Below are 21,943 nucleotides of genomic sequence, written 5' to 3'. Positions count from 1 at the left end.
GGTTAAATTTTCAGTGGTTTTAAGGCGGCAAAGGTAATGATTAATACCGTCGAAAATTAGGAAGATATGTATCCGAAATGCCTAAGGGCTTAAGGTGTAACTAGATAAAAATCTTGAGTTCCACCCATATTTACCGTGTCATTATTGAAGGTAAATCGTTTGGAAATATTGTTGTAATCACAATCACCGTCGTATTCACCCTCTAGCTCAATATTTTCTATAACACCTCCATAACTTGTTGTGGGATCCACTATAGTGTAGCCGTATATGGTAAAATATGGGGACTGACGATTAACGAATGGATATTCGTCATTGATGTAAAATCGACCTCTTCCCGAGGGGTAATTTCCATTCAAAAATACTGTATCGGCCAGCAAAGGTTCGCTGAAAGGAATGAAACGAACAATGAATATTTCATCCAAAGCCTCATTGGTAAAGCCATCGGAACTTTGGTCAAGTTCAAAGTATAGTGCATTGATTGCTTGAACGTCCGGGTCATCACACTTCTTGCTGCATGAGCTAAATATTATAGCAGTCGATACAAGTACGGTAAGGCAAAGGAAATTTTTCATTCGCGGCAAAAATAAACAAAACAAACTTTGAATCCCTTCTATTCTTAATTTTGAGCTCATGCAGAAAATTCTATTGACTAACGTCGTTTTCCTCTTAATCTTACTTGGCGGTTGCAATACTACTTACCACTATACTGAGTTTATTAAACCTTCGAATCGATATGTGCCATCACCTATCTATGTGGTAGGTGTGGCTCAAAGAAGTACAACTCCAAAAACGGTTTGTTCGGTTTATACCAATGGTATTCCCTACAGTGAATTGAAGAATATCCCCAACAAATCGGCCAATATGACCATCGAGAATTTGAAGAAGCTTTGCGAAAAAATGGGGCGATTCAAATTCGTAGAAATTGAGATCGATGAATCAGACGTAAGTAATGAAGAATTCGCTGCAAAACCTTTTAGCGAAGCTGAAATAGAGAGCCTTTCCAAAATTTATGATTTGGATGGTATCATTTCTCTTGACGGACACAATATGGTCATCCGCACTTCCGGATCTGTCAGCGTAGTTTCGGTGACCGATGGGAGCGGCATGCCAACACAAGTACCCGAGTTTTCCAAAGAAAGCGAAGTGAGTATGTCACTTTTCTGGCGATTCTACGATTCCTCAACCGGACAGATGATAGATGAATACCAAGAGAACTATGAGCGAGTTTTTGGCCGAGTAGCTTATTCGGAAGAAGAGATCCAAGAATTTAAGGATGAAGACATGGGCTTGATGGATGTGTCGGGTATGGCCGCTTACGATTATTTTGAGCGAATTTCACCGCACTGGGAGCCTGACTACCGACAGTACTTTAGTCTGGGCTCAACTGAATTGGAGCAGATAGCGGAAAAGCTCGAATTGACCGGTGATTGGGAAGAAGCTGCAAACTCATGGCGAGAACTGACTGATTCTGAAGAAGCCAAAGTGAGTCATCGCGCATCTTTCAATATGGCCTTGGCTTCAGAAATTCTTGGACAGCCCCGAGTAGCAATCGAATGGATAGACCGAGCCAAGATGATCAATCCTACTAAAAAAACCGTGAAGTACGCTGAAGTGCTGGATCGTCAATTGCTCATTTACGAAGTAGTCAATAGTCAGTTGGGAGTGGAGTGATAGCTCGGGCTGATTATCTAAAGTTGCGACTTACAATCAAGTCATCTCCGCCATTTTAGCAGAAAGCTCGGGTACTTCAGTTAAGCTTTGAGGCAAAGGGAGTATTCTAAAAATGCTCTATGTTGTTGATTTAGATCAGAATATGGAGAAGTCTTATTGCATTTCTCCAAATTATTTTCGTCTCTTGTAGCAAAACGACATCTTTACTCGTCAAACTCTTGAAGCCTTTAACCACCGGATGGAAATCAGCCTGATAAAAAAACAGTTAAAAAGTGACCGTAGGGTTCAGACTGAAGTGTACAATACATGTTGCCGCAGGGTTTATGCTTCTTGCCTCAGAATTTTGAATGATCCTCATGAAGCAGAAGATTTTATGCAAGAGGCATTCATTCAAGCGTTTGATCGGATTGATTCTTTCCGCGGAGATTCTAAGCTGTCTAGTTGGATTTGTAGGATTGCCATAAACAAATGCTTGGATCACTTAAAGAAACGTAAAGTTCCTTTTGATATGGATGCAGAAATCGATGGCAGTCAGCAAAGCTATGATCAAAACGGAGAAGGTAATTACGACGTTGATCGAATTAAAAGAGCGATGAAAGATTTGCCGGAAGGCTGCAGAGTCGTTTTCTCACTTCACCTCTTTGAGGATATGGATCACAAATCCATCTCAAAGCAGCTGAGGATAAAGGAAGCTTCATCTCGGGCGCAGTATGCCCGAGCTAAGAATAAAATTATTGAATTGGTAAACGAAACATATGTCTGATTTTGAAAAATTCATAAAAAAAGAGCGGGATTCCTTTGATGAGGAACCGATGCCCTTGGGGCATGAGAACCGTTTTGTGATGAAGCTCGAAAAAAGAAAACATGATAATGAGAATCGGCAAGGGTTTTGGCGTGTTGCCGCAGCTATCATTGTCTTGCTAGTAGCGGGTGGAAGTTTACTACTTCCTCGATTTAATAGTCCCGTTGATGTTCAATACGGATCAATGGCTTTGAGCGATGTTTCATCAGATATGGCTGACATCGAATTGTATTACACATCTCAATTAGAAGAAAAGTACGCTGAACTTCAAGAAATGTCGGAAACAGATATAGAGGTAAAAATCCTCTTTGAGGAATTGGCTTCATTAAATGAGGAATACGAAAATCTGGAAAGGGAGCTATACCGAAGCGGTACAGACGATAGAGTGGTCTTGGCCATGATCGAAAACTTCAGGCTCAGGTTGAAAATAGTAGAAGAGTTAGAAAAAATTAAACAAGAACAATTAAGCTGATCACCATGAAAACAATTTTATCCATTGGCTTATTTCTCCTTCTGTTCATTGGGGTAAATGCCCAGATCGATCAGAAAGTGGAGAGATCATTCAAAACAGGAGGAAATCCTGAATTGAGTATCAAGAATTCTTTCGGAGATATAAAGATCAACACCCACGATAGCGGTATCATCGAAATCTTAGTAGAGATTAATGTTGTTCCATCAAATAAACGGAACTACGAGAAAGTCAGAGACAAAGTCAGAATTGATATAAAAGAAATTGGGAATAGGGTGGAATTAAGAACCATAAGTGACTTGGATGGAATTTCTACAGAGGAAATGTCCATAGACTATACTGTCCTCATTCCTGAAAATACCATGATCGAAGTTGTCAATCAATTTGGAGATGTATGGATTGAGGGTACGGAGAGTAAAGTTATTGCTCGAATTCAACATGGAGATATGTATGTTGGCGTGGTAAAAGGTAAAGACAGCCAAATTAAGATGCAGTTTGGTGATCTTCGATTGGAGTCAGTTCAGAAAGCTGAATTGGATATACAACACGGTGATTTGAGGGCGGAAAAATTAACTGATGTAGAATTAGATCTCCAATTTTCAGATGCTAGGATTAATGAGTTAAACGGAGAGTTATTTGTGAAGTCTCAGCATTCTGATTTGAAAATAGAAAATGTGAGTAAGAGCGTAACGCTAATAGAAATTGACGGTCAATTTTCTGATATCACTTTCGAATCAGGCCCTTGGAGTGAGTTTCGGATGGACCTGGAAGGTGGGTTTACGGATATTTCAATTCCACATTCAGTTATAAGTTTGGTGAATTACCACTCAGAAGAGATGCATACCGAAGAGTACCGCATCAATGAAAAAGTATTGGGAAAACGAATTATAATCAACGCCAATCACAGCGATGTCGACTTTGATTAAATGAAAACTGCGCTTACTTTAGTAAGCGCAGTTCACTAATCACCCGACTGTAAAAGAAGATAGCATTCGTCGCAATTTCTTTCAAGTATCGCAACACTATCATTTTTTCTACACATCAAAGTTAAATTATTTATTCGTTCGGATATATTCAATATATTTATGATTCATATAAGTGAATCTTATGAATTTTACTCTTCATCAGTTGAAGGTATTTTTGAAGGTCGCCGAGCGAGACAGTGTGACCGAGGCTGCTGCAGACCTTCATCTCACCCAACCGGCTGTTTCATCTCAATTAAAACTTCTTCAAACTCAAGTTGGCTTACCGCTTACTGAAGTAATCGGACGAAAAATTCACATTACCGAAACCGGTAGGGAATTCGCAGAGCTGGCCAAAGAAATCTTGAAAAAGACAGAAGAGCTCGATGAGCGGATGACCACTAAAAAGGGAAAGGTCAGCGGGAAACTGAAGCTTTCTGTGGTCAGCACCGGTAAGTACTTCGTTCCGCCCATATTGGCAGAATTCAAAAAGGCTTATCCCGAAGTCAAAATATCTCTGGATGTATCCAAGAGAGGCGAAAGTGAAGCTGCACTATTGGACTACCAAGCAGATTTTATGATTGCTACTTCAAGTACTTCTCTTGATTCTTACAGTAAAATTGATTTTTTGCCAAATCCATTAATCCTGGCAGGTCCCGCTAACCCTGTGGACTTTGAGCTTCCGAAAGGAAAATTGACTGCGAAACATCTAAAGAAGCTTCCATTCATTTATCGCGAAAGAGGATCGGGAACGAGAAAAAGAATGGATAGATTTCTCCACCAAGAAGGTGTTGAACCCGATATTAGCATGGAGCTCGTGACGAATGAAGCAGTAAAGCAGCTCATTCTCGCTGGTTTTGGTGTTTCATTTCTTTCCATTTATAGCACGCGATTAGAGCTTCAACACAACGAACTTCAAATCATCAATCACTCCAAGCTTCCGCTAAAAGGGCAGTGGAGTTTGGTTTGGCTCAAAGGAAAAAAGCATACCCCTGCTACTCAGGCCTTTTTAGATTTCCTGGTTGAAAATTCTGACGAGTGGATTGATCGACTATTCCCTTGGGTAAAAGAGTACGTTTAAGCGTAAGGTCATTACCTTTGCAGCCATGTTAAATAAAGTTGATCCCGCAGAGCTCAAAAGCCTTTTAGAACAAAAGCCAAAAGTGCTTATCACAATGCACAAAGGCCCTGATGGGGACGCAATAGGCTCTTCACTTGGATTTTATCACTTTCTAAAACAGAAAGGGGTGGAAGCCGTGGTTGTAGCTCCTGATAATTTTCCGAAATTCTTGAAGTGGTTGCCCGCTTGTGATCAAATCATCGATTGCGACCACCAACCTCACAAAGCTGAAAAAGCCATAAAAGATTGTAATCTCATTTTTTGTCTTGATTTTAACCATCCTTCCCGCATGGGTGCTTTTCAGGAGATGGTGATGAAATCAGACAAGCCAAAATACGTGATTGATCACCATCAGGATCCTGACGACTTTGCCAATCAGTACTTCGTAGATAGCGATGCCAGTTCAACCGCAGAAATGATCTATCGACTGGCAGCTGAAATGAATGATGAAAAATTAATCAATGCCGACTCAGCCATTTGTCTGTACACCGGATTGGTGACCGATACGGGTTCATTTCGCTTTTCTTCCGTTACGCCTGAAGTCATGAGAATAGCGGCGACTCTGATGTCTACCGGAATTGATCATGTGAGAGTTTACAACGAAGTCTATGACAATTCTTCTTTGGATCAATTAAGGCTCAGAGGCTACGCTTTAAGTGAAAAGACGGTAGTGATTGGAGAAACCGGTGCTGCTTACATTTCGCTTAGCGAAGAAGAATTGGAACGCTTTAACTACCATAGTGGCGACACGGAGGGACTTGTAAATTATGCCCTTTCGATCGAGGGAATTCATGTAGCCGGATTTTTCTACGAAAGAGATGGATACATCAAGCTTTCGCTTAGAAGCAAAGGAAAAGTAGAGGTGAATAAAATTGCATCGGCTCTTTTTCAAGGTGGTGGGCACAAAATGGCTGCAGGTGGGCGTAGTGATCTTAGTCTGGCGGAGACCATCGCAAAATTTGAAGCAGTTGCCAAGGCGGGATTTCAACTAGAAGCCATTGACTTATGAGAATAGCAACGCTCCTTATTCTTTGGACACTTCTCTTTGCTGCGTCTTGCAGCGATTCAAAACAGGGATCTCAGCAAAGAATGCCTACTCAAGACGAGCTAATCGAAGCCAATAAACGCAAGGTCGGCAAAGAAGCTGATCTCATCAACCAATTCATTGCTCAATCGGGTTGGGAAATGAAAGAAACCAAAACGGGAATTCGTTACGATATCTATCATCTTGAGGATGATACGGTGAATGCCAAATCAGGAGATGTCGTTTCTATCTCTTATAGTTTGCATTTGCTCGATGGAACCAGGGTTAGCGATACTAATCTAAGTGGTCCTGTGATCTTTAAAGTAGGAGAAGGTAATGTTGTATCCGGCCTTCATGAAGCTGTTACCCTTTTGTCAGTGGGAGATAGTGCAAGACTTATATTGCCTTCTTACCTCGGCTACGGACTCACAGGCGATCAAAACAAAATACCTTCCAATGCAGCGCTTTTCTACGATTTGTCATTGGTTAGTTTGGACTAGCCTTATACTCTTATTCCTCTCCTGTAAATCGCCTCCTAAGTACAACGTAACGGACAAAGGTCTGCAGTGGAAGCTCCTCTCTTTTGCAGATAATGAACAATCGCTTGATTCAGCAGAGCAGTACTTCGTGGAGGTTTTGGTCACTCCCCTTCATCGCTCAGATACGCTAGCCTACGTTTATGATCAATTCGTAAAAAGAGGAGGTGATCCCTTGCGAGATTTCCTTCAAAGCCGATCAGTGGGCGATAGTCTTGAAATGGTCACCGCCTTGCGCGATACTTTGAATACCGATCTTCCTTATCAGGATACATTAATTTACCACCTGCGAATTGATCGGATGCGAACACAACGACAGCTGGAGGATAGTCGCCTACAAGAGCTGGTCGGACTCGATTCACTTATGCGCATAGATACCGTTGCTTCTGCTTATCGCGAAATAGGTGGAGCATATTTCAGAACGATACTAAAGGGAGATACCACAGCAGTAAGGAGAGGAAAGGAAATTGTCATTCACTATCAAGGGAGAAACCTAGCGGGAAAGGTCTTTGATGACTCTAGAAGAATGGCAGCTCCCTTGCGATTTGTCTATGGAAATGAGGATCAAGTTTTGAAAGGGTTGGAAATCGCAATGTCGCAAATGCACCTTCACGAAAAGGCTGAAGTCATTCTTCCTTCATGGCTTGCCTTTGGTAGTTCCGGAAGTGCAGACGGCAGAGTTGCGCCCTACACTACTGTGGTGTATCAAATCGAAGTACTGGAGCTGGCTAAAGATTGATCAACGCAAGTTTCCAATGACAAATATGCATGGCTGCTTGTGCAAAGCCGGCTTATTCTTTTTCCAGTTTTGAACAGGAAGGGTTCTCACCATTTCATTCTCAGTAGTGATATTTCGAGCAATACACAGTAGTGTTTGAGGATGACAAACTTGAATCAATTCTTCAAAAAGCTTTTCATTTCTAAACGGCGTTTCCATGAAAATCTGCGTATATCCTGTATCTCGTTGATGAGCTTCCATAGACCTGATGGCCTTTCTGCGTTCTGACTGGTCAATAGGCAAGTACCCATGGAAGGTAAACTGCTGTCCGTTGAATCCTGAGGCGATCAACGCTAAGATGATCGAAGAGGCACCGGTATGCGGAATCACCTGAATTCCTTTTTTGTGACAGAGTTCGACGACTGTGGCACCCGGATCGGCTATTCCTGCTAGTCCGGCTTCAGAGATGAGACCCATGTCAGTTCCTTCCAGCAATGGCTTGATGAGTTGAGGAATCTCAGTAGACTCTGTCCGCTTGTTTAAAGGATAGAAAACCAAGTCGTTTAGAGGAATTCTCGTTCCCGCCTTTTTCAAGTAGCGTCGCGCTGTTTTTTCGTTTTCAGCAATAAAATGAATCAAGTCGCGACTCACTTCCAAGACTTCCTCCGGAACGACCCTTTCGGGATTCGTTTCGCCCAAGAGGGTAGGTATGAGGTGGAGTTTTCCTAGTTTACTCATCAACTTGATTCAAGAATGATTCTGCCGCTTCATCTAGCATGTCGTAAACTTTTTTAAAGCCTTCGTTCCCTCCAAAATAAGGATCGGGAACTTCGCGATCTTCTCCTGGCTGACTCAAGTTCAAGAAGAGTTCTACTTTCTCTTTTTGCGCACTATCGTTTGCCAAGGCAACCACATTTTGGTAGTTGCTCCTATCCATTACAAAGATGCGATCGTAATAATTGAAATCAGCCTTTTTGAATTGCCTCGCCCGAAGATCAGAAATATCATCCCCTCGCTCATTCATACATTGTTGAGCCCTTTTGTCGGGAGTTTCTCCTACATGCCAGTCGCCTGTGCCGGAAGAGTCAATTTCGAGAGAAATGCCTCGTTCTTTTGCTTTTGTACGCAGTACTCCTTCAGCCATAGGGCTTCGGCAAATATTGCCCAAACAAACGAATAATACTTTCATGCCGCGAAGGTATGAGTTATCATAGTGTTGTAATATCGAGACTACTCTTTCTTTGCGGCAACTTCCAACAAGTGTTTTACACCTGCCTCCAACTGTTGGTCAACCCCTTGTGATGCCATGCCTGGCTCGTTGTAGATTAGAATGTCCGGCTGAAGCTCATTGTTTTCCATCAATTCGCCTGTGCGTACATCCTTCATTCCCACTTGAGGAATTCCAAATACGGTTCCGTCTTGCATGCGTTCCCACCATACGGCCGTTCCCGTTCCTGCAACAGGAGTTCCTATCAGTTTTCCAATTTCAAAAAACTTGTACGTATATGGAAACATGTGTGCATCTGAGTAATTGCTTTCGCTCATCAATACGCAACTTGGCTTTGTCCATTTCCCCAAAGGTTCACCACCCATATTGTCCTGACCTCGAGGTAGAAATTGTAGATAAGCTTCACCACTGAGGAAGGTCGCCAAATCATCATGTAGCCAGCCACCACCGTTGAATCTGGTGTCGACAATGAGACCTAGTTTTTTATTGTGTTTTCCAAGGGCCTTCTCGTACACTTCGCGAAAGCTGGATGAATTCATTCCTCTCACGTGTACGTAGCCGATTTTTCCTCCACTCAGGCTGTCTACTTGAGCCTCGCGACTTTCAATCCATCGCTCGTAGAGCAATTGGTTTTCTTCCCATCGACCGATTGGTTCTACTACTTCATCCCATCTTTCTCCGGACTCCGGGTTGAAATAAGAAATCAACGTTTTGTCTCCGGTCTTTCGATTGAATAGCGGGTAGTAATTTTCATCTCTTAGGATTGTCTCGCCATTTATTTTTTCAATCACAATTCCTTTTTTCACTTTCCCTTCTTCGTTGATCACGGGGCTTTTCCCCAATACCTCGGCAATTTTCAATCCATCGCCTTGATAGGTTTCGTCATAAAGTAAGCCCAAAGAGGCAGTTTTGTCTCCCTTTTTGTCACTGGATCTATATCTTCCACCTGTGTGAGAGGCGTTGACTTCACCCAGCATTTCAGATAGCATATCGGCAAAATCATACGGGTTATTAATGTATGGTAGGTATTTAACATATTCGGCTTTGTAATAATCCCAATCTACTCCATGCAAATCCTCCAAATAGAACTTCTTCTTAAACTGTCTCCAAGCATGTTCGAAAAGATAGGCTCTTTCTCCATCAGTGTTTAGATTCATCTCAGATGAGAACGAAACACTCTCAGATTTTCCGTCTTTGACGGTGATCTTTTTCAAGCTACCTTTTGAATTGACGAAGAGGTGTTCGAACTTTTTGTCAAACTGAATATCTGAATAGCCTCCATCCAACTTGGTGAAAACCTTGGTCTCCTTGTCTTTAAATTGAGTTTTCCAGAGGTCAAATCCTTCTCCTGTACTTGCCATGAAATAGAGGTTTTCACCCTCTTTGTCCAAGACAAAGTCGGCGAGGAATGATGAGAATATGGTCAATCGAACCTTACGGTCATCCAGTCCTTCCCAGTCAACAGTGATGTCCTTTACCTCTTCTTTCTCTTCGTCTTCATCATCCCCGTCTTTATTCTTGTCCTCTTCGTCTTTTTCTTCCTTCTCCTCTTTCTTCTTTTTGTCTTTCTGCTCTTCTTTCCAAAGTTCGTAATCGGCTTTGTCTAATGTGAATTTCTTGAAAGCGTTTTCTGTTAAAAAGAGAGCATAAACATCGCTTTGACTGCCCCAGCTTCCATGTGAGCGAAATCCTGCCTTATCGGACGCCCAATAAACCACTTCGCCTTTCATGCCGAATTTGGGCCGACTATTTCCATACCCACTTTTGGTTAAGTTGATCGGATCTTCTTCCCCGGTTGCCTTTACCAGTCCCACCTGATCATTCCAGCGATTGTTGTCAAAAAACTGAACGAGTAACCATTTTGAGTCGGGTGACCAGGTGTAATATTGGTCGCCATCTGAATAAGAATAAGAGTATTCACCAGGTACTACCGTTCTGGTCATTCCCGATTTGAGGTTGATCACTTTAAGGGTAGTTCGCTCTTCAAGGTAAGCTACCTCCTCGTCGTTTGGCGAGTAGCTGGCTTGAAATTCTTCAGCCTCAGTATTGACGATTGGCTTTTCTTCAATGATGGTTGCATTGTAAAAATACTTGTCTTCTTCTCTACCCAGACTGGCTTCATAAACATTCCAGCTGCCGTCACGCTCACCGTTGTAGAGCAATTTCGAGCCGTCGCTGTTGAAGTCAAGTCCTCGCTCTTGTTCAGGAGTGTCGGTTATCCTCTTCGTCTTCGAATAGTCTGTGGCAGTTACGAATACTTCTCCTCTCACGATGAAGGCTATTTCTTTTCCATTTGGGGAAACCTCAAAATCACTCGCGTTTCCATTAATCAACTCTACTACAGCTTCGTTGTAGCGTCGGTCCGTTCTGATAGTAATATTGATTTTCTTGGGTTGTTGCGGTTCCAATTGGGTGTAGATTTCACCGGCATAGTTAAAACATAGCATTCCATTATCGGCCCTCGAAAGTGAGCGAACGGGATGTTTATCCAGATTGGTTACTTGCTTTAAATTAGTGAGGGAATCTCCTGACAGAGTTCCTTTCCAGACATTGAAAGAGCCCGATCTTTCAGAAGTAAAAAACACTTGATTTGCAGTTCCCCAAACCGGCTCGCGATCTTCTCCACGCCAAGATGTGAGCTTTTTGTATTCTTCATTATCGAAATTATAGGTCCAAATATCTCTGGTTACAGAGGATACATGGTGTTTGCGGTATTTGTCTTCGTAGCCTTTTCGGTCGTGGAAAATGATCATATCTCCTGACTCGTTGTATTTGGTCGCGATGGCAGGTGTTGTCAAGATTTGTTCTTCTCTTCCACCTTCTGCAGGAACAGAATACAATTCAGGTAGAACTCCCGATGGAAAAAGTACTGACTCAGAATCATCAACTCTCGAAGATCCATAAATAACCTTTTTACCGTCAGGACTGAAATCGAAGGCTACATCGTCAGCAGAGTGAAAGGTCAACCTTTTTGGAGAACCCCCTTCGGCTTCTATTAGGAAAACATCTTTATTTCCGTATCGCATAGATGAAAATGCAATATGCTTTCCATCGGGACTCCAAACGGGTTCACTCTCGTAAGCATCGTGTATAGTAAGTCTTTTGGCTTCACCTCCTGAAATTAAAACCGTGTATATATCTCCTTGATATGCGAAAGCAATAGTGCTTCCATCAGGAGAGAGCGCGGGGTATCTCAGCCATAAAGGGCTATCAGAGTCTTGAGCTAATCCTGAGAAAGTAAGTGATAGCAGAATGAGAGGTAGAAGATACTTTTTCATGTAGATGGTTTTTGTGGGTGTAAAAAACAAAAAAATCCCGCGATTGAAGCAGGATTTAAAGGTTTTTGGGAAAAGAGACAACTCACCATCCAAAGGTATTTGCCGCTCCTTTGAATGGGCCAACGATTTTTGAGGTAATCCAACCACCGTAAAAGTCTCCTTCCTGAGCTTCAGCTTTTTCGCCGTCGATGAAGCAAGCTTCAACTTTAGAGGGATAAAAAGCGATATGATTTTTCAGCTCCGAATATGCAGCCTTTGGTTCTTGATAATACCAAGCGGCATTGTCTACTTTCAATTCTCCCAACTCCAAGTGGTAGTAGTTTCCCTTGCCTTTCCATTCACAAAAAGTAGTTTGATTTGACTTAGTCAACACCTCCTGATCAATGTCTTTAGGAGGAATATAGATCGTGGGAGGGTGGCTGGTTTCCAGAATTCTCAGCGCCTTATTTGAAGATGCTATCCGCCTTCCGGCAAAAAATACTTCGACCAAAGAAGTTACTTTTTCCAATTTTGGAGGGCGTGGGTAGTCCCACACCGATTCCTGACCTTTTTTGGGTTTTTCAGCTTTTGGATTTTTGGCCATACTTGTTCGTTCTTAAACCTTTGATGCAACGTGAGTCGAAAGGTATACTGAGAACACTGACAATCAATCAAGGTTCAGACTAGTCATCATCTTCGTCACTAGAGTCATCATCGGAATCGGGCATGTAGTCCAAATCAGAATACTTGTCCTCAAAGTCAGATTTCACGGTCTTTTTCAGATTACCATCATCATCGTAATCCTCATCTTCTTCGATTAACTCTTCTGCGCGGGCTTGCGACATTTTGATGAGGTATATTCTTTCATCCGTTTCAAATCGAAGAGCGCTCACTCTGTCTCCATCTTTGTTATTGAAATGAATGAGTTCATCACTGAATCCGTATGGATAAGTTAGCTTTATCTGCTCTTGAATAGCAGGAGCTATTTTTTCGAAAGAAGTAATAATTCTGGGTTTGCTATCAATTGCAGACATGACTATTTGAAATTTTTCGGGTTAACAAATCCGTGCTAAGAAAATAAATAAATCAACCATTCTGACGAAAATCAGCAGCACTTGCCAAATATGGTGAAATCCTGTTGAAAACAACCAAGCGGCAACGATGTAAACGGTTATCCAAAAACTTCCACATCGTTATCTTTGCCGCCATGCAAGAAACCATTTTGATATTGGATTTCGGGTCGCAATATACCCAGCTTATCGCGCGTAGAGTGAGAGAGCATAATGTTTATTGCGAGATTCATCCCTACCATGAATCTCCCGAACTCACTGCTAATATAAAAGGAGTAATTCTTTCGGGTAGTCCTTTTTCTGTTCATGATGAAAAAGCTCCGCAGATCGACTTAAGTCTTTATCGCGAGAAAGTTCCCGTACTCGGAGTCTGTTATGGCGCCCAATACATTGCTCAGCTCGATGGTAAAGGAGAAGTGAGAAAGAGCGATAAACGCGAATATGGTAGAGCAAATCTGAGATCAATCGACTCCGAATCTCTTTTGTTTAAAGATATTCACATTGGATCTCAAGTGTGGATGTCTCATGGCGATACTATTTTTTCTCTACCCGATCATGCAAGAATCGTTGCATCTACCCATGATGTGGAAGTCGCAGGTTATGAAGTAAAAGGAGAAAACACTTTTGGAATTCAATTTCACCCTGAAGTGTATCATAGCACTGACGGTAAACAGCTGCTGCATAATTTCTTGATTGATATATGTGGTTGCAATGGGTCATGGACACCTCATAGCTTTGTAGAGCAATCCGTATCAGAGTTAAAGGCTCAATTAGGAGATGATAAGGTAATTCTCGGATTGAGCGGAGGTGTGGATAGCTCGGTTGCTGCCGTTTTGCTGCATCATGCTATCGGCAAAAACCTTTATTGCATTTTCGTTGACAACGGTCTTCTGCGTAAGAATGAGTTTGAGGATGTCTTGCACTCGTATCAAGATATGGGGCTGAATGTTCGCGGGGTAGACGCCAAGTCACGCTTTTACGATGCATTGAAGGGAATAAGTGATCCTGAAGAAAAACGCAAAGCCATCGGCCGTGTTTTTATTGAAGTATTTGATGACGCAGCTCACGAGGTGCAAGATGTAAAATGGCTTGCTCAAGGAACGATCTACCCTGATGTAATCGAATCTGTTTCAGTAAAAGGACCATCAGCTACGATTAAAAGTCACCACAATGTTGGTGGCCTACCTGACTTTATGAAGTTGAAAGTCGTAGAACCATTGCGCGCACTTTTTAAAGATGAGGTTCGTTTAGTAGGGAAGGATTTGGAGATTTCTCAAGCCATCTTGGGGAGACACCCTTTCCCCGGCCCCGGATTGGCCATTCGAATTTTAGGAGACATAACGGAAGAAAAGGTCCGTATTTTGCAAGAGGTTGATCATATCTTTATTTCAAACTTGAAAGAATCGGGAGAATACGATAATGTATGGCAAGCAGGAGCGATTTTGCTTCCCGTTCAAAGTGTAGGCGTGATGGGTGATGAACGGACATATGAGAAGGCAGTTGCCCTTAGAGCTGTTTCTTCTACAGACGGAATGACCGCCGATTGGTGTCATTTGCCTTATCCACTATTGGCAAAGATTTCAAACGAGATCATAAATCGAGTTAAGGGCATAAACCGAGTGGTTTACGACATTAGTTCAAAACCACCTGCAACTATAGAATGGGAGTAAAAAACGGACTGTTAAGATTCATCTTTGTCGCCGTAGCGGCAATGATTGCCTCCGGCGTTTCGGCTCAGAATTATGCCCAGCGCACGATTGATGGAAACGATTACTATCTCTACTATGTAGAGCCTGGAAATACGCTCTATGCGATATCAAAGATGTTCTCGGTTCCAGTGGATGCTTTGGTTACTGCCAACCCTTCTGCAGAGCAAGGTCTGGAAATTGGTCAGGAAATACTCGTTCCTCTGGGAGAAGTAAATAAGCGAGAAGCCAAGAAAAAAGAAGTTAAGGTAGACGGAGACGTCATTTTGCATACCGTTCAAAAGAAAGAAACGCTTTTCTCCATCTCGAAGGATTATGGAGTATCTGTGAATGAACTGATGGAAATGAACCCTGAATCAGCGCAGACTTTGAGCACAGGAGTTATTTTGAGAGTTCCTTCAGCGAAGAGCTCAAACGTTCAAGAGAAATTTTTGGAGCCTGCTCGAAATGATTCGTTCATTGTTCATCAGATTCAATCGGGTGAAACGATTTTTTCTCTTGCCAAGCAATACGGAATTTCTCAGGATAGTCTTTTGACCATGAATCCTGATTTGGCACTTGGAGTAAAAAAAGATCAATACTTGATTATACCGACTTATACCGAGTCGTTCCTGGAAAAGCGTTCAGCGGAAGAACGCGAATCAATTTTGAGTGAACTGGATATTCCTGTTGGCACACAAGAGGTGTATGACCTAGCCTTGATGTTGCCTTTTGAATTGGAGTTAAATGACAGTATTGAAAAAGTATTGACCAAAGGTGAGGACCTTTATATTCTTACCGAAATTGCGTTGGAATACTATCGGGGAACGAGATTGGCACTTGATTCATTAGCGAAGTTAGGGTTGAGCGCAAACCTGCATGTTTACGAAGTAGGGGAGGATATTGTCAGAACCCGAGAGACTTTGAAGAAGAAAGAGCTTCGTGAAATGGATATGATTTTTGGTCCGATGCACAAGGCTAGTTTGGCATTGGTGAGTGATATGACCATTGATGAGAAGATCTATTTGGTTTCGCCGAACTCTTTTACAAACGAGGTCTTTGAGGATAACCCTTATTTATTGAGAGCTTTGACCTCGAGAGAGACACTACTCAGATACTTGGCAAATTACATTGCTATCAACCATCAAGATCACAATGTTTTGATGTTGAATAGTGAGTCGCCCAAGGAATGGCCAATGCGAAAGGAATTCATTAATAACTACAATACCGCCGTTTCAACTTTTAATAATATCTACTCCGATTCATTGCGAAGTGTCACGAAAGACATGTTTAATAGAGAAGGAGGGGGAGGCAAAATTGTCGAATTTCTGAAAAAGGATACGCTCAATGTGATTGTCGTACCCTCTAACGATTTGGCTTTCGTAAGTGATGTGATGACGAGGTTATCATTGCTCGAAAACGACTACCAAGTCCAAGTATATGGACTCGACAAATGGATCAATTATGAAAATATCGAAGCTGAATACAAGAATCGGTTGAAGTTAAGATTGGTGGTTCCCTCATACGTCGATTTTGAAAGTCCTACGACTATTCAGTTTTTAAAATTATATCGTGAGGCATATGGCACTGAGCCCTCTCATTTTGATTATGGATTTAAGGGGTATGATTTGACATTGTTTTTTGGTGAAGCTCTTCTAAAAGAGGGATTGGGATTCCCGTTGGCATTTGACCGATTAAAGTTGGAGGGAACGGCCGGCTCTTACCGTTTTGGCAAATCAACCACGGGAAAAGAATTTGAAAATAAGGAAGCCTACATCTTGCAGTATGAGGACTTTGAAATAAAAAGGGTGAACTAATGTCTACACCTGATCGAAAAGAAATTGAAGCTTCTTACCGTCAGATTCAATCCCTGATCTGCGAGAAAATCGAAGAAACTGATGGAGCGGGTAAGTTTATAAAGGATAGCTGGAAACGCGAAGGCGGCGGTGGCGGACTCACACGCGTTATGTCAGAAGGGAGTGTCTTGGAGAAAGCAGGAGTAAATTTTTCAGCTGTAGAAGGAGAAGTAACTCCGATGATGGCCAAGAATCTAGGGATGGATGCCAAGTGGTTTTTTGCCACAGGTGTCAGCATTGTTATGCATCCGCACAACCCTCATGTTCCGATTATTCATATGAATATTCGCTATTTCGAAACGGATAAAGGTGATTATTGGTTTGGTGGCGGAATAGATCTTACTCCTCATTATGTAGTCGAAAAGCAAGCCAAGCAATTTCACAGAAGTCTGAAGGAAGTATGTGACCGGTTTGATTCGAGTTGGTACCCACGCTTTAAAAAGCAAGCAGATGATTATTTCTATATTCCTCATCGGAATGAGACAAGAGGAATCGGCGGCATCTTCTATGACCATGAGTCGGAAGACTCGAATCAGTCAAAATCAGAGATTCTGGAATTTTCACTCGCGCTCGGAAGACTTTTTCCTGAAGTCTATTCCTCTTTGATAAATGAAAACAGAGATAAGGCTTTTAGTAATTCCCAAAAGGAATGGCAGAAACTCAGAAGAGGCCGCTACGTTGAATTCAACTTGGTTTATGATCGCGGGACTCGGTTTGGTTTATTGAGCAATGGGCGAACAGAGTCGATTTTGATGAGTCTTCCGAAAGAAGCCAATTGGTTTTATGATTTCTATCCTGAACAAGGGTCTGAAGAGGAGAAAACTCTCGCATTGCTAAAGAAAGAAATCGATTGGATCAAAGCTTGATCCATTGGCCTTTTGCACCTGTTGATCCATTATCAAGTTCCACTAGATAGATACCCGTATTCAAGTCGGAAGCTTCCGTTATTCTTAAGGTGCCTTTTTTTGATTTCCGTCTATCAATATTCAGTACTTCATTTCCGGTTAAGGCCAGTATTTTCACCGAGACTTTACCCTTCAATGAGTGCGTAATTATCAATTCCCCATTCGTTTCTTCTTGGATAGTCAGCGAGTTTGATTGCTCATTGATAATCGAGTAGGTATCAATAATCGAGGTGCGCACGGAAAGCTGCTCGTCATCTAGCCGCGTCCAAACCGGTCTGACGACATTGCCATGAGCAGCGATATTGTTGTAATCACCAAAGAAAATTTCCGGATTGGGGTAAAATGGACTTTCGCTGATTTTGACCTCTGTAAAAGTTGAACCTCCATCTTGGCTTACTGCAGCATAAACATCAGTTCCGTTGTCATCGCCGTTTCTTCGGTCATGGTAGACAAACCATAAGTTTCCGTTGGTTTGGTCAATATCCATCCAAGTAAAAAACTGATGGTTTTGGGATGAGTCCTGATTGACTCTGATCGGCTCCGACCATGATAATCCTTGGTCTGTGCTTTTTGAGAGGAAGATGTCGGTATTGTCGACACCATTTCGTTGATCAGCCCAATTGACGTAAACGGTTCCCTGATTTGGCCCTTCAGAAAGGTCACACTTTGTAACAGGCATTCCATTGACACGGTAAATACCGGGAATGTTAATATTCCACCCTCCCACATGTTCGGCAATTGGTAGTTCTTCCTCTTCCCAAGTTTTACCTGCGTCGAAAGAGCAGTTAAATACCAATCCATTTGGGCCTGACCAGGCAACGTAAATTTGTCCATCAGGACCGACTGCCGGAACTGCACCTTCCACAGTTTCGTCATCATCCAAACAATCTCCATCCACACTATTCACTTGAATAGGATGGCTCCATGTTTCCCCTTTATCAGTTGATTTTGAGAATAGAATATTCGATCGATCCGCCGGATCTTTTGAATCGTACTCATCGAATTGAGTCCAGGTAACATAGATTTCGTTGTTTTCGGGATTCACCACAGCCCAAGGTTTATCCTGTGCTTTATCTCCGTTCAATCCAAAATAGCTGCCATCATTAAAGCTTTTCCCTCCATCGTCTGATCGCTGGCAAACCATACGGTCAATCCAATTTCCGTCAGGGACTTTTGATAAGTGAAAATGGTAAAAACTTCCTGTCGTATCTTGAATAATCACAGGGTCTCCCCACACTCCGTATGGTGATAACTGCTTTTTCTCTGACCACGATAACCCACCATCTTCACTCAGGTAGATGCTGTAGATGTTTGCGCCTGCCAAGAGTCGATGTGGATGCCTCTCATCAATACAGATAGAAATTTCATTGGGATTGTCAGTCGCTGAGATTTCAATAACCGGATTTTGGGCACTGACGGTAATCGCTAAGAAGCTGAATAGCAAAAAAAGAATTTTGTTCATAGGTCAATAATAGCAAAAAGGAGACCACCAATGTTGGCGATCTCCTTTTCAGCTATGAACAAGATTTTAGATTATCTCGCAATCATGATCTTCTCGATAACCGTTTGGCTTTCGGTTACAAATTTCACAACATAGATTCCATTAGGCAACGCACCACCATCAAATGCCAAGCGGTAAGTGTTTCCTGCCTGAACATCTTGGTTGAACAACGTCTCAACTGAGCGTCCGTTCATGTCGAAGATTTCAACTACTGCACGCTCTGTTTGCCCTACACTGAACTCAATTGTTGCTTGACCTTCAGTTGGGTTCGGGTATGAGTTGATAATCGTAGAAGGAGTTGTTACAAATTGAACAACGTCACCTTCACTTTGACCAGGCTCATTTTCTTCCTCTGTCGTTCCTTCACAGTTCCAGATTGCTCTTACACCGTCAAGGTCATAACCATCAGGAGTTGAAGTCAACGTATCGTTGTTTCTGATCTCAACCACGGTAATGTAGTCAAAATCGCCGGCTGCGCTGATATCTACTCCATTGTCGCTTTTGCAAACTGTTTCGGCGAAGAAGAAGTCTACTCCGTTTTGAGAAACATAAACATCTGCATACTCAGGATAAGCGTCACAACCAGGGTTTCCGTATGAAGTTTCTACAACTTCGAGGTCATCGCCATCAAGGTTTGGAACTGCACCGTTGAAGTCCAGCTTAATGCTTCCTCCGTAACCTAGAGTTACGAATACCAATTGATCAATTCCTTCAGGCATTCCTTCAGCTTGAGTTGAGTCAGTGCGGTTAGTAGCTATTGCACCACCGTTGCTTCGCACACCTTCTACATAATCGAAAGCTTCAGCTACATAGCACTCTCCTGGTTCAGGAGTAACTTCCGGATTAGCATCACCGCATCCACCGGCAAGGTCTCCTGCACTTACATTGATGTCAATGTTGTATACAGTTTCAGTAACACTAGCAGTAGCAGGGTCAACAACTCTAAGTTGAGTTCCTGCATTACCGACTAGGATCATTCCACTTTCCATTACAGCTGCTCCATACATTTGATTCAAGTCTACATCAAATTGAGAAACACCGTCTGTGATGTTGTAGAAGCGATTTTGTGATCTGTTGATCAACCAAACGTCGCCGTCATTGGTTTGGATAATATCTCCACCACTAACCGGTACGTCGACAGCATTTGAGGCTTCTCCTGTTGCAGGATTAACTTCGTAGACTTTGTTTTGGTTTGCTGAACCAACTAGAAGTGTTCCTTCTTCAGTTACAACAGCAGCATAAGTTTGGGCTACATTCATGTCGCCCATAGCTATGTTTGAGAAAGTGCTCAAAACATCTGTTACGGGGTCATAGATGGCTACGTCACCACTTCCTTTTACGATGTAAAGCAATCCATTGATTTCGTCATAAGCCAAGTGAGGATCTCCGAGACCTTCAAGAAGAAGTTCTAAAGAAGCAGAACCATCACCTAAAGTAACACGGTAGATGTCTCCACCTTGATTTCCATTAGCGGAAAGGAACAATTGGAAGTTTTCGCATTCTGATCCTTGGTTTCCATCGAAGCATCTGCTCGCCAAGTCACCATTGAATAGTTCCAGACCTGTTTCGAAAGTCTCGCCTGTAGCAATACCTGTTCCAGGCTCGTACACTTCGAATAGTCCATTTAAGTTTCCATTGGAAATCAGTAGGTTTCCATCGGGTAGATTTGCAACACCGTTGATTTCTTCGGCGGCAACGTCAAACTCACCCTCTCCGTTTACTTCAAAGAAACGACCTAATCCTCTGTTAGCACACCATAGCGCACCATCAACAAATACGAGGTCTCCACCACCAACATTGGCTTCACCAAAAATAGTAGCGTTTCCTGTGGTAGGGTCTACTTTGTAGATGATATCTCCGGCTTGAGATCCAACATATACAAATCCGTCGTCACCTGCAACCACAGCTGGAATTTGACCGATGTTACTTCCGTCTACGTTGATTTGTACTTCATTTACTGAGGCAAGCGTTTCAGGATCCCAAGTTGTCAGCATTCCAGAGCCGTATCTTACGATGTAAATCAATCCGTTTGGACCAACTCCGATGTGGCTTCCAGCACCAAAAGTACCAAGCTCCACTAGATCAGCTCCGCCCATTTCATTGAAGTTAACTGAATAAAGGATATCGCTTCCACCACCTACTGCATCTTCCATGTAGTAGGTACGTAAGTCTGAACAACCTTCAATTGATGTACTTCTTTCAGAACACCCTGAAGCCATATCTCCATTTTCAAGTGTGAATGGTTCTCCGTTTAGAATGGCGTTGTATGCAGTGCTTTCGCTAAATCCTCCATCTACATCATATGTCAAGAATTGTCCATTATTTCTTGAGGAAACAATAATGCTTCCGCCATCTTCTAAAGTGGCAATACCCGTCACTTCACCGTTTACATTTCCAAGAACGGTATTCTCAAAACCTGGAATTACTTCGTATAATTTCCCTTCAGGCTTTGAAGCCAAGTAAAGGCTACCTGAAGCGCCAAAAGTGATGTCTCCACCTTGAATATCATTCCCATCAGAGAAATCAGAAAGAGTATATGGATTTGATCCCAAATCAACCACGTAGATTTTTCCATCGTTGGCAGATCCGCCGATCAAGAGGTTTCCTTCAGCGTCAAAAGCAGCAACTGTAATTCCCACACTTGGAGAAACACTTACCTCTTCGGATAGAACTCCGGTAGAAGGGTCCAGTGTACTAATAGAACCATTCGTTCCGTTTACTACATAAATGAGCCCGTTCATCTCATTATAAGCGATGTGTGCTGCATTTGGAATATCTTCAACAATAGCTGAGAGAATTGCATCCTCACCTTCTAGTGAGACTGAATAAATGTCAGTTTCTGTTCCACCCGATGCAGGATAGTTAATATCTGCATAGTAATAAGAGAAATTAGTACAGACTCCTTGAGCAAGGAGTGTCATTCCCGAAAGGAATGTAAAGGCAGTAAGCATACCTTTTTTCATGTCAATTTTTATCATAGCTGGTATTTTTGATTGTTTGTTATGGTTACAAAAGTATAGCGGATTTCGACGAAAGTCAATATTTATACGACGAATGATGATTTTTCTCTTTAAGTCTTTGGCATTGCGAGATATAATTTGTTGTGATAGTCTTTGCCGAACCCTGAATTAGCAAAGGT

Annotated in this window: 19 protein-coding genes; 11 read left to right on the top strand and 8 right to left on the bottom strand. The window is 42.3% G+C overall.

All coding sequences use genetic code 11. The features are described from left to right. Nucleotides 1-89 precede the first annotated feature (89 nt). Nucleotides 90-572: a hypothetical protein gene (locus O3Q51_16955; protein MCZ4410509.1), complete on the bottom strand. Its 483-nt coding sequence runs from the start codon at nucleotides 570-572 to the stop codon at nucleotides 90-92. A gap of 58 nt (nucleotides 573-630) precedes the next feature. Between O3Q51_16955 and O3Q51_16950 the strand changes: the two genes are divergently transcribed. The 8 genes from O3Q51_16950 (at nucleotide 631) to O3Q51_16915 (ending at nucleotide 7,323) form a co-directional block, all read left to right on the top strand. Beyond that, nucleotides 631-1,671 (top strand): DUF6340 family protein, encoded by a 1,041-nt coding sequence (locus tag O3Q51_16950; GenBank protein MCZ4410508.1) that lies wholly within the window; start codon nucleotides 631-633, stop codon nucleotides 1,669-1,671. A gap of 238 nt (nucleotides 1,672-1,909) precedes the next feature. Next, nucleotides 1,910-2,434 (top strand): sigma-70 family RNA polymerase sigma factor, encoded by a 525-nt coding sequence (locus tag O3Q51_16945; GenBank protein MCZ4410507.1) that lies wholly within the window; start codon nucleotides 1,910-1,912, stop codon nucleotides 2,432-2,434. Further along, nucleotides 2,427-2,945: a hypothetical protein gene (locus O3Q51_16940; GenBank protein MCZ4410506.1), complete on the top strand. Its 519-nt coding sequence runs from the start codon at nucleotides 2,427-2,429 to the stop codon at nucleotides 2,943-2,945. The genes O3Q51_16945 and O3Q51_16940 overlap by 8 nt, the downstream gene beginning before the upstream one ends. A gap of 5 nt (nucleotides 2,946-2,950) precedes the next feature. Continuing rightward, complete coding sequence (locus tag O3Q51_16935) at nucleotides 2,951-3,868, top strand: DUF4097 family beta strand repeat-containing protein (GenBank protein ID MCZ4410505.1); 918 nt, start codon at nucleotides 2,951-2,953, stop codon at nucleotides 3,866-3,868. Nucleotides 3,869-4,049: 181 nt separating this feature from the next. Next, entirely contained in the window at nucleotides 4,050-4,985 is a 936-nt protein-coding gene (locus O3Q51_16930) for a LysR family transcriptional regulator (GenBank protein ID MCZ4410504.1), read from the top strand. A gap of 25 nt (nucleotides 4,986-5,010) precedes the next feature. Continuing rightward, nucleotides 5,011-6,033, top strand: coding sequence for a bifunctional oligoribonuclease/PAP phosphatase NrnA (locus tag O3Q51_16925; protein ID MCZ4410503.1), 1,023 nt, complete (start codon nucleotides 5,011-5,013; stop codon nucleotides 6,031-6,033). Then, nucleotides 6,030-6,548, top strand: coding sequence for an FKBP-type peptidyl-prolyl cis-trans isomerase (locus tag O3Q51_16920; GenBank protein MCZ4410502.1), 519 nt, complete (start codon nucleotides 6,030-6,032; stop codon nucleotides 6,546-6,548). Before O3Q51_16925 ends, O3Q51_16920 begins: the two co-directional genes overlap by 4 nt. Further along, the gene (locus tag O3Q51_16915) at nucleotides 6,505-7,323 is read left to right on the top strand and encodes an FKBP-type peptidyl-prolyl cis-trans isomerase (GenBank protein MCZ4410501.1); all 819 of its coding nucleotides are present in this window, start codon (nucleotides 6,505-6,507) and stop codon (nucleotides 7,321-7,323) included. The genes O3Q51_16920 and O3Q51_16915 overlap by 44 nt, the downstream gene beginning before the upstream one ends. On the opposite strand, the gene O3Q51_16910 is transcribed toward O3Q51_16915, so the two are convergent. The 5 genes from O3Q51_16910 to O3Q51_16890 form a co-directional block, all read right to left on the bottom strand. Continuing rightward, nucleotides 7,324-8,040 carry an SAM-dependent methyltransferase gene (locus tag O3Q51_16910; GenBank protein MCZ4410500.1) on the bottom strand — a complete coding sequence of 239 codons (717 nt, stop codon included), beginning with the start codon at nucleotides 8,038-8,040 and terminating at the stop codon, nucleotides 7,324-7,326. Beyond that, nucleotides 8,033-8,491, bottom strand: coding sequence for a low molecular weight phosphotyrosine protein phosphatase (locus O3Q51_16905; GenBank protein ID MCZ4410499.1), 459 nt, complete (start codon nucleotides 8,489-8,491; stop codon nucleotides 8,033-8,035). Before O3Q51_16905 ends, O3Q51_16910 begins: the two co-directional genes overlap by 8 nt. Before the next feature lie 41 nt (nucleotides 8,492-8,532). Beyond that, complete coding sequence (locus O3Q51_16900; protein MCZ4410498.1) at nucleotides 8,533-11,808, bottom strand: S41 family peptidase; 3,276 nt, start codon at nucleotides 11,806-11,808, stop codon at nucleotides 8,533-8,535. Nucleotides 11,809-11,890: 82 nt separating this feature from the next. After that, nucleotides 11,891-12,391, bottom strand: coding sequence for a DUF427 domain-containing protein (locus O3Q51_16895; GenBank protein ID MCZ4410497.1), 501 nt, complete (start codon nucleotides 12,389-12,391; stop codon nucleotides 11,891-11,893). Nucleotides 12,392-12,470: 79 nt separating this feature from the next. Next, nucleotides 12,471-12,821 (bottom strand): hypothetical protein, encoded by a 351-nt coding sequence (locus O3Q51_16890; protein MCZ4410496.1) that lies wholly within the window; start codon nucleotides 12,819-12,821, stop codon nucleotides 12,471-12,473. A gap of 173 nt (nucleotides 12,822-12,994) precedes the next feature. Here O3Q51_16890 and guaA point away from each other — a divergent pair, with 173 nt between their 5' ends. The 3 genes from guaA to hemF are packed head-to-tail and all read left to right on the top strand — an operon-like array spanning nucleotide 12,995 to nucleotide 17,264. Then, nucleotides 12,995-14,527: a glutamine-hydrolyzing GMP synthase gene (guaA, locus tag O3Q51_16885; GenBank protein MCZ4410495.1), complete on the top strand. Its 1,533-nt coding sequence runs from the start codon at nucleotides 12,995-12,997 to the stop codon at nucleotides 14,525-14,527. After that, complete coding sequence (locus O3Q51_16880) at nucleotides 14,518-16,359, top strand: LysM peptidoglycan-binding domain-containing protein (protein MCZ4410494.1); 1,842 nt, start codon at nucleotides 14,518-14,520, stop codon at nucleotides 16,357-16,359. The genes guaA and O3Q51_16880 overlap by 10 nt, the downstream gene beginning before the upstream one ends. Further along, complete coding sequence (gene hemF, locus O3Q51_16875; protein MCZ4410493.1) at nucleotides 16,359-17,264, top strand: oxygen-dependent coproporphyrinogen oxidase; 906 nt, start codon at nucleotides 16,359-16,361, stop codon at nucleotides 17,262-17,264. The genes O3Q51_16880 and hemF overlap by 1 nt, the downstream gene beginning before the upstream one ends. Here hemF and O3Q51_16870 read toward each other — a convergent pair. Continuing rightward, complete coding sequence (locus O3Q51_16870; protein ID MCZ4410492.1) at nucleotides 17,254-18,765, bottom strand: sialidase family protein; 1,512 nt, start codon at nucleotides 18,763-18,765, stop codon at nucleotides 17,254-17,256. The genes hemF and O3Q51_16870 overlap by 11 nt on opposite strands. A gap of 71 nt (nucleotides 18,766-18,836) precedes the next feature. Next, nucleotides 18,837-21,782 (bottom strand): T9SS type A sorting domain-containing protein, encoded by a 2,946-nt coding sequence (locus O3Q51_16865; GenBank protein MCZ4410491.1) that lies wholly within the window; start codon nucleotides 21,780-21,782, stop codon nucleotides 18,837-18,839. Nucleotides 21,783-21,943: the final 161 nt, after the last annotated feature.

The organism is Cryomorphaceae bacterium 1068, from assembly GCA_027214385.1.
Taxonomy (GTDB): Bacteria; Bacteroidota; Bacteroidia; order Flavobacteriales_D; family Cryomorphaceae; genus JAKVAV01.
Note: the sequence above shows the minus strand (reverse complement) of the source record. Positions and strands in the feature narration are given on the sequence as shown.

What these genes read in the sequence shown, in the direction of transcription:
- O3Q51_16900 (MCZ4410498.1), bottom strand. Translation starts at nt 11,808, where the DNA reads ATGAAAAAGTATCTTCTACCTCTCATTCTGCTATCACTTACTTTCTCA.
- hemF (MCZ4410493.1), top strand. Translation starts at nt 16,359, where the DNA reads ATGTCTACACCTGATCGAAAAGAAATTGAAGCTTCTTACCGTCAGATT.
- O3Q51_16865 (MCZ4410491.1), bottom strand. Translation starts at nt 21,782, where the DNA reads ATGATAAAAATTGACATGAAAAAAGGTATGCTTACTGCCTTTACATTC.
- O3Q51_16870 (MCZ4410492.1), bottom strand. Translation starts at nt 18,765, where the DNA reads ATGAACAAAATTCTTTTTTTGCTATTCAGCTTCTTAGCGATTACCGTC.
- O3Q51_16905 (MCZ4410499.1), bottom strand. Translation starts at nt 8,491, where the DNA reads ATGAAAGTATTATTCGTTTGTTTGGGCAATATTTGCCGAAGCCCTATG.
- O3Q51_16910 (MCZ4410500.1), bottom strand. Translation starts at nt 8,040, where the DNA reads ATGAGTAAACTAGGAAAACTCCACCTCATACCTACCCTCTTGGGCGAA.
- O3Q51_16915 (MCZ4410501.1), top strand. Translation starts at nt 6,505, where the DNA reads ATGCAGCGCTTTTCTACGATTTGTCATTGGTTAGTTTGGACTAGCCTT.
- O3Q51_16920 (MCZ4410502.1), top strand. Translation starts at nt 6,030, where the DNA reads ATGAGAATAGCAACGCTCCTTATTCTTTGGACACTTCTCTTTGCTGCG.
- O3Q51_16935 (MCZ4410505.1), top strand. Translation starts at nt 2,951, where the DNA reads ATGAAAACAATTTTATCCATTGGCTTATTTCTCCTTCTGTTCATTGGG.
- O3Q51_16955 (MCZ4410509.1), bottom strand. Translation starts at nt 572, where the DNA reads ATGAAAAATTTCCTTTGCCTTACCGTACTTGTATCGACTGCTATAATA.
- O3Q51_16880 (MCZ4410494.1), top strand. Translation starts at nt 14,518, where the DNA reads ATGGGAGTAAAAAACGGACTGTTAAGATTCATCTTTGTCGCCGTAGCG.
- guaA (MCZ4410495.1), top strand. Translation starts at nt 12,995, where the DNA reads ATGCAAGAAACCATTTTGATATTGGATTTCGGGTCGCAATATACCCAG.
- O3Q51_16945 (MCZ4410507.1), top strand. Translation starts at nt 1,910, where the DNA reads ATGGAAATCAGCCTGATAAAAAAACAGTTAAAAAGTGACCGTAGGGTT.
- O3Q51_16890 (MCZ4410496.1), bottom strand. Translation starts at nt 12,821, where the DNA reads ATGTCTGCAATTGATAGCAAACCCAGAATTATTACTTCTTTCGAAAAA.
- O3Q51_16895 (MCZ4410497.1), bottom strand. Translation starts at nt 12,391, where the DNA reads ATGGCCAAAAATCCAAAAGCTGAAAAACCCAAAAAAGGTCAGGAATCG.
- O3Q51_16930 (MCZ4410504.1), top strand. Translation starts at nt 4,050, where the DNA reads ATGAATTTTACTCTTCATCAGTTGAAGGTATTTTTGAAGGTCGCCGAG.
- O3Q51_16950 (MCZ4410508.1), top strand. Translation starts at nt 631, where the DNA reads ATGCAGAAAATTCTATTGACTAACGTCGTTTTCCTCTTAATCTTACTT.
- O3Q51_16925 (MCZ4410503.1), top strand. Translation starts at nt 5,011, where the DNA reads ATGTTAAATAAAGTTGATCCCGCAGAGCTCAAAAGCCTTTTAGAACAA.
- O3Q51_16940 (MCZ4410506.1), top strand. Translation starts at nt 2,427, where the DNA reads ATGTCTGATTTTGAAAAATTCATAAAAAAAGAGCGGGATTCCTTTGAT.